This window comes from Brevibacillus borstelensis (assembly GCF_003710865.1).
GTDB lineage: Bacteria > Bacillota > Bacilli > Brevibacillales > Brevibacillaceae > Brevibacillus > Brevibacillus borstelensis.
Genome location: NZ_RHHO01000091.1, coordinates 1 through 5,673 on the forward strand (window position 1 = coordinate 1; position 5,673 = coordinate 5,673).

Consider the following 5,673-nt stretch of genomic DNA (forward strand, 5'->3'; position numbering starts at 1 on the left):
CGGCTTGCTGGGCACGCTCCAAATAATAAAGACCGTCCGCAGACGGTCTTTACTTGCTATTCGATTGGTACACCGGCCGCGGACGTTCAAAAAGCTCACCCAGCCTGGCATATGATTGTCCTGCCAGACGGCTGACAGGAGCAAAGGCTTCGATGTCGATTTTCCCGTTCTGGTACAAACGGTCTTCCACATGGACGTGAACGACTTCGCCGATAATCAGGTCGGACGTGACAGGATCGCCCAGTGTGACGATTTGATGGAGCCTGCACTCAAAGTGGATGCGAGAGTCGGCCAGCCGGGGCGGACGTACGACCGCACTTGGCTCGGTGGCCAGCCCGAGCGCATCCACTTCCCCTATCTCTGGAGGAAAGTCGGCAGAGGTTTCATTGGCAACGTCAACATTGCAGACGTCCACCATATTGACGACGAACTCTTTTGTTTCCGCGATGTTGCGAGCAGTATCCTTTCTGACACTGCCTGGCTTGCGCATGACCGCAATGGAAACCATCATCGGTTCAATGCTCGCCACATTGAAATAGCTGAACGGAGCCGCATTCAGGACACCGGCTCGGCCGATCGAGGTCACCCAGGCGATCGGCCTCGGTACGATGCAGCCGATCAGCAGCTTGTATTTGTCCTGTCGTTCGATTGCGCTGATGTCGATTTCCACGAAAAAACACCCCTTTTCACTCCGGCGACACAGGTGGAAGCCAGCTGTTCATATAGTCCGGGTCTTCGATCTCCAATGCCTGCTTCGTCACATACAGCGGTTTGAAGGTATCCAGCATGACCGCCAGCTCCTTCGTCTCCTTTTTGCCGATGCTCGCTTCCACTTTCCCCGGGTGGGGCCCGTGCGGAATGCCCATTGGATGGAGCGTGATGGACCCTTCATAGATGCCTTTGCGGCTCATAAAATTGCCGTCGACGTAATACAGCACCTCGTCACTTTCTACATTGCTGTGAAAGTAAGGGGCGGGAATCGCCTGCGGATGATAGTCGTACAGTCTCGGCACAAAGGAACAGACGACGAAATTTTGCCCGGCGAAGGTCTGATGAACAGGCGGCGGCTGATGAATCCTTCCGGTGATCGGCTCAAAATCGTGAATGCTGAGCGCGTACGGATAGAGATATCCATCCCAGCCCACCACATCAAAAGGGTGAAAATCAAACATGTAGCTGTATAAGGTGGACTGACGCTTGACCCGAACTTCGAAGGAGCCCTCCTCTACATGTGTATCCAGCCTCTCCGGCACGCGGATATCCCTTTCGCAAAACGGCGAATGTTCCAACAATTGCCCGTGCTCGTTGCGGTAGCGCTTGGGCGGAACGATCTCGTTCTGGGATTCGATGACGAGGAATCGGCTCGGCGTCTTCATTTCAATCCGGTAGGTGGTACCGATCGGAATCACCAAATAATCTCCCGGGCAGTACGGAATCGTTCCGAAAATCGTCTGCAGCTCGCCTTCTCCCTGATGGACGAACAGAAGTTCATCCCCGTCCGCATTCCGGTAAAAGTAGTTCATCTCGTCTGTAGGAACGCAAACGCCGAGCACGACGTCGCTATTGCCCAACAAATACGTTCTGCCCGAAACAGGGTCGCCTCCTGCCGGCGCATCGAACGTCTTGAAATGCTGATGCTTGAGATCGGCTTGCTCGACATATTCCGGCTTTACGTCGGCAACCCTTTTCGTCGAGCGGACCTGGGTCGGCGGATGATGGTGATACAAAATCGATTGAATGCCGGAAAAGCCTTTTGTTCCCATGACCTGTTCCCGGTACAGCTCCCCGTTTGGCTTGTGAAACATCGTATGCCGCTTCTTCGGAATCTCACCCAAGCGGTGGTAAAATGCCATTGCGAACCCTCCTATTCGGAAATGATGTTTTGTAATACGCCGAGCCTGTCGACCTCCAGCTCCACCACGTCACCGGCTTCCAGCCATCGGTGGCGCTCCGTCCCCAGCTCGAGGATGCACCCCGTCCCGACTGTACCCGAACCGATGACATCGCCGGGGTAAAGCGGACAATCAGCGGAAGCGCGGGCGATCATCTGGGCAAACGTGTAGTGAATGTCCTGAAAATAGCCGCGGGACAGCTCGATGCCGTTCACTCTTGCGACCATCGTCAGCGCAAAGCGATTGCCTTCCTCGCCGGCTATGCAAACATCGGCGAGCTCGTCTGGCGTAACGAGCCACGGACCCATGGAAGTGGCAAAGTCCTTGCCTTTTGCCGGGCCCAGCCCTACCTTTACCTCCTCCCGCTGAAGGTCGCGTGCGCTCCAATCGTTCAGGATGCAGTAACCAGCGATGTAGCGATCCGCCTGCTCGACAGGGATGTCAACGCCCTCCTTGCCGATTACGCAGGCAAGCTCCAATTCATAGTCGAGCCATTTGGTCGTCGCTGGCTTTTTCACATAAGCATTCGGGCCGACAAAGGCGGCTGCATTGGAAAAATAGAAGACGGGGAAATGATACCATTGCGGAATCATCTCCAGCCCGCGGCGTGCGCGAGCCGTCTTGACATGCGCTTCAAACGAGTAAAAATCCCGAAAGCTTCGGGGACGAGGCAGCGGCGATCCAAGCAAGACAGCTTCTAAAGGAAAAGACTGCCCTTCGGCAGGAGTCCCAGCCTGTTGTGACAGAAGCTGCAAGGGCTCTATCCACCTCTCCCACTCATCCAGCAGCTCCAGCATCCCCGGCGGCGCCCCCGCCAGGCTGGAGGCGATGTCTACGATGCGGTCCTCCCGCAAGATTCCGGCTCTCCACGCCTGCTGTTCTTGCATTCGATACGATACCAGCTTCACATGCTCTCCCTCCTCTCCTACGGGCCCCAGCCCCGGCTTCAGACAAGCAAATGAAAGCAAAAAAGCCCAGCATACGAACAAGCTGAAGCAAGGAGCCCGAAAACGGTATCATCCATTTTCGCGGGCACCCGATCAAGCTTATTGACGTACGCTGGGCTCAGTCTGCTAACGAAGAAGACCTTGCGGGAATTCCCCCGCAGACGACCAGCAATTTCCATTGCTCACTGTTTTTTCATTGGTATATTTATCATACCGGAAACGCTTTTCGGTTGCCAGAGGCAAAAGCGTTTTTTCTATAAACGGTTTTATCTATACGTTTTTCACTCCAGCTATTTCATGCCAGTCCCTCGCCGGCAAAAAACGTCCTGTACAGCAAGGCCATATCCTCCGGCAGCGGCTCCGTCCACTCCATTTCCTGTCCCGTCCGAGGATGGGCAAAATGGAGCCTCGTTGCATGCAGCGCTTGCCGCCCGATGTGGGCTCTGCTCCCCCCGTACATGTCATCGCCTGCTAACGGATAACCCAGATGGCTCATATGGACCCTGATCTGATGCGTTCGTCCCGTTTCCAGCTTCAGCTCCACCAGGCTCATGCCAGCTCCCCGCTGCCTGACCCTGAAACGGGTTACGGCCTGCTGGCCATCCGCTCGAACCTCCCTCGCAATGATGGAGTCGTCGCGAAGACCGATCGGCTCGTCAATGACACCTTCTGTCTCATCGCACACACCCTCGACGATGGCTATATAGTATCGGTGCAGCTGGCGTTCCTTTTGGAGACGGCTGAACTGCTCGTGCGCCCACTGGTTTTTGGCTACGATCATCAGTCCTGACGTGTCTTTGTCCAAACGATTGACCGGACGGAATTTCCGCTGCTCTCCCCGCTCCTGCCAGTAGTGCGCCACGCCGTTTGCCAGTGTATGGCTGCTGTGATTCCCCGTCGGGTGGACGACGAGTCCCGCCGGTTTGGCGATGACCAAAATGTCCTCGTCCTCGTAGCGAATATTCAAGTCCATCGGTTCGGGTGCGAGCATTTCTTCTTCGGCCGGGACGAGTACGCGAACGACATCTCCCTCTTTCAACCGCTCTGTCACATAGACGGAAACACCGTTTCGCGTAATATCCCCCTGGTACTTCGCCCTGACCAGCAAGCGCCGGGAGACGCCGAAGTCTTTTTGCAGCACGTCGCGGATGGTCATGCCTTCATGCCGTTTGGCGGCTGTTATTTGCAAAAGCTCTTCCAACATGCAGTCACACCTTCTGTCGCTTCAACTCCTGCCAGTATATCAAAAACAGCTGTGCGCGTCCTGTCGAAGGCCACTGATGTGGGAAAGCCCTTTTAAACCCCCACGGTTTTCCAATTGTATCGCAATATGAAAACAATGCACAGAAGACCGGGTCTTCTATCCCTATACAGAGGAGAAACCTTCAGGAGTCGATGAAAATGGACAAAAGCTTTTCCACATGGATAAAGAACTTTCCATTTGGCGGAAACGTCCGACAAGACGCTCTTTCGCTGCTTCGTTACCACCAGCTTGATCATATTGCCGAGCATACCGAGCGAGTCGCCAAAGAAGCGATTCGATTGGCTGAGCAATTCCATGTCGATCCTCGCTTGGCCGACGCCGCCTTCGTTTACCTTGACTATTTATGGGCGCAGCGCACCAAGCTTCGAGTGATCCATCCGTGGCTGAAGGAAGCGTATTTGCAGCTTCGCGGGGGACGCGATCTGTACTGCTGACAAGGCTCCGGTCTGTCGGCAACCTACTTTATCCAAAGTGACACCTGACCGCTGCTCGCTGTCACTTTGGCCTTGCCGCCGATCGGAAACGTGATCATCGGACTGGTATGCCCAAAGTCAGCATTGGCGACCACCGGCATGGCTGCCAGCTCCGGTTTGCTGCGGATGATCCGGACGAGCTTTTCCCGGGTCATTTGCGAAGCTTTTTGAAACCGGCCGATGACGATTCCTTTCACGCCGGAAAAGGACGGCTGATGAATCAATGATTGCAAATCCCGGTCAAACGTCGAAGGAGACACATCCCGGTCGTCCTCGATAAACAGAATCGCTCCTTGCAAGTCAGGCATGTACTCTGTACCCTGCAGCAGATTGAGCGTACACAGATTGCCGCCGATGAGTGTCCCTTCCGCCTCTCCTTCCTGAATCAAAAGGTAGCCCTCATTCGGGATAAAGCTGCGATTTTCCTGATCCAAATACCATTCGTCGTCACTCCATTCAGAGGCAGGCGTGATTTGGAGCGGTCCCGCTTCGGCTTCTCTAGCCGCCCCCGCTTCCCCCTCCAGCAAGCAGCTTTGAAAGAGGCGGATCGTGTACTCGGCTCCCTTTTTCATTCCGAATGTGGAGAAATGAGGGCCCGAGAAGCCAATCAATCCTGTTTTGGCATAGATCGCATTGGACAGTGCCGTGATGTCCGAGTACCCGCACAGTATTTTGGGGTTGCTTCGGATCAACTCATAATCGATGCCGCGAAGCAGCTGATTGCTGTTGAATCCGCCCAGCACTGTCAAAATACCTTTTACGTTCTTATCGGCAAACGCTTCATGGAGGTCTTGCAGCCTCTCTTCGACTGAACTGGAAACAAACTCGTCGCAAACCTCCACATGTTTTCCATACGTTACCGTTAGGCCCATCGATTCCAATCTTTTTTGCGCCCGCTCTCTCACGTCCTGCGACAGGATCGCCATGCTTCTGCTCGGGGCAATCACTCGGACTTCGTCGCCTCTCTTTAATTTATCTGGCCTCATTTCCCTCACTCCTCGCGGCTATTCGTTCTTTGCCTGCCCTGAATGTAGACGCGTTATGATTTGTTCATTTATTATACAGGGGCAAACAACATTTGTAGAGTAGAGAACTGA

General features: G+C 54.5%; 6 protein-coding genes. 1 reads left to right on the forward strand and 5 read right to left on the reverse strand.

What is annotated here, in order from left to right; all coding sequences use genetic code 11:
• Nucleotides 1-49 precede the first annotated feature (49 nt).
• The 4 genes from EDM54_RS25890 to EDM54_RS25905 form a co-directional block, all read right to left on the reverse strand.
• Nucleotides 50-670 (reverse strand): flavin reductase family protein, encoded by a 621-nt coding sequence (locus EDM54_RS25890; RefSeq protein WP_003386698.1) that lies wholly within the window; start codon nucleotides 668-670, stop codon nucleotides 50-52.
• A gap of 16 nt (nucleotides 671-686) precedes the next feature.
• Complete coding sequence (locus EDM54_RS25895) at nucleotides 687-1,853, reverse strand: homogentisate 1,2-dioxygenase (RefSeq protein WP_039070873.1); 1,167 nt, start codon at nucleotides 1,851-1,853, stop codon at nucleotides 687-689.
• Between the two features lie 11 nt (nucleotides 1,854-1,864).
• Complete coding sequence (locus EDM54_RS25900) at nucleotides 1,865-2,800, reverse strand: fumarylacetoacetate hydrolase family protein (RefSeq protein ID WP_003386700.1); 936 nt, start codon at nucleotides 2,798-2,800, stop codon at nucleotides 1,865-1,867.
• Nucleotides 2,801-3,134: 334 nt separating this feature from the next.
• Entirely contained in the window at nucleotides 3,135-4,043 is a 909-nt protein-coding gene (locus tag EDM54_RS25905) for an RluA family pseudouridine synthase (RefSeq protein ID WP_122959094.1), read from the reverse strand.
• A gap of 197 nt (nucleotides 4,044-4,240) precedes the next feature.
• Between EDM54_RS25905 and EDM54_RS25910 the strand changes: the two genes are divergently transcribed.
• Nucleotides 4,241-4,537 carry a hypothetical protein gene (locus tag EDM54_RS25910; RefSeq protein ID WP_003386702.1) on the forward strand — a complete coding sequence of 99 codons (297 nt, stop codon included), beginning with the start codon at nucleotides 4,241-4,243 and terminating at the stop codon, nucleotides 4,535-4,537.
• A 23-nt stretch (nucleotides 4,538-4,560) separates the two neighbouring features.
• Here EDM54_RS25910 and EDM54_RS25915 read toward each other — a convergent pair whose 3' ends face one another.
• Nucleotides 4,561-5,562 (reverse strand): S66 family peptidase, encoded by a 1,002-nt coding sequence (locus EDM54_RS25915; protein WP_031933475.1) that lies wholly within the window; start codon nucleotides 5,560-5,562, stop codon nucleotides 4,561-4,563.
• Nucleotides 5,563-5,673: the final 111 nt, after the last annotated feature.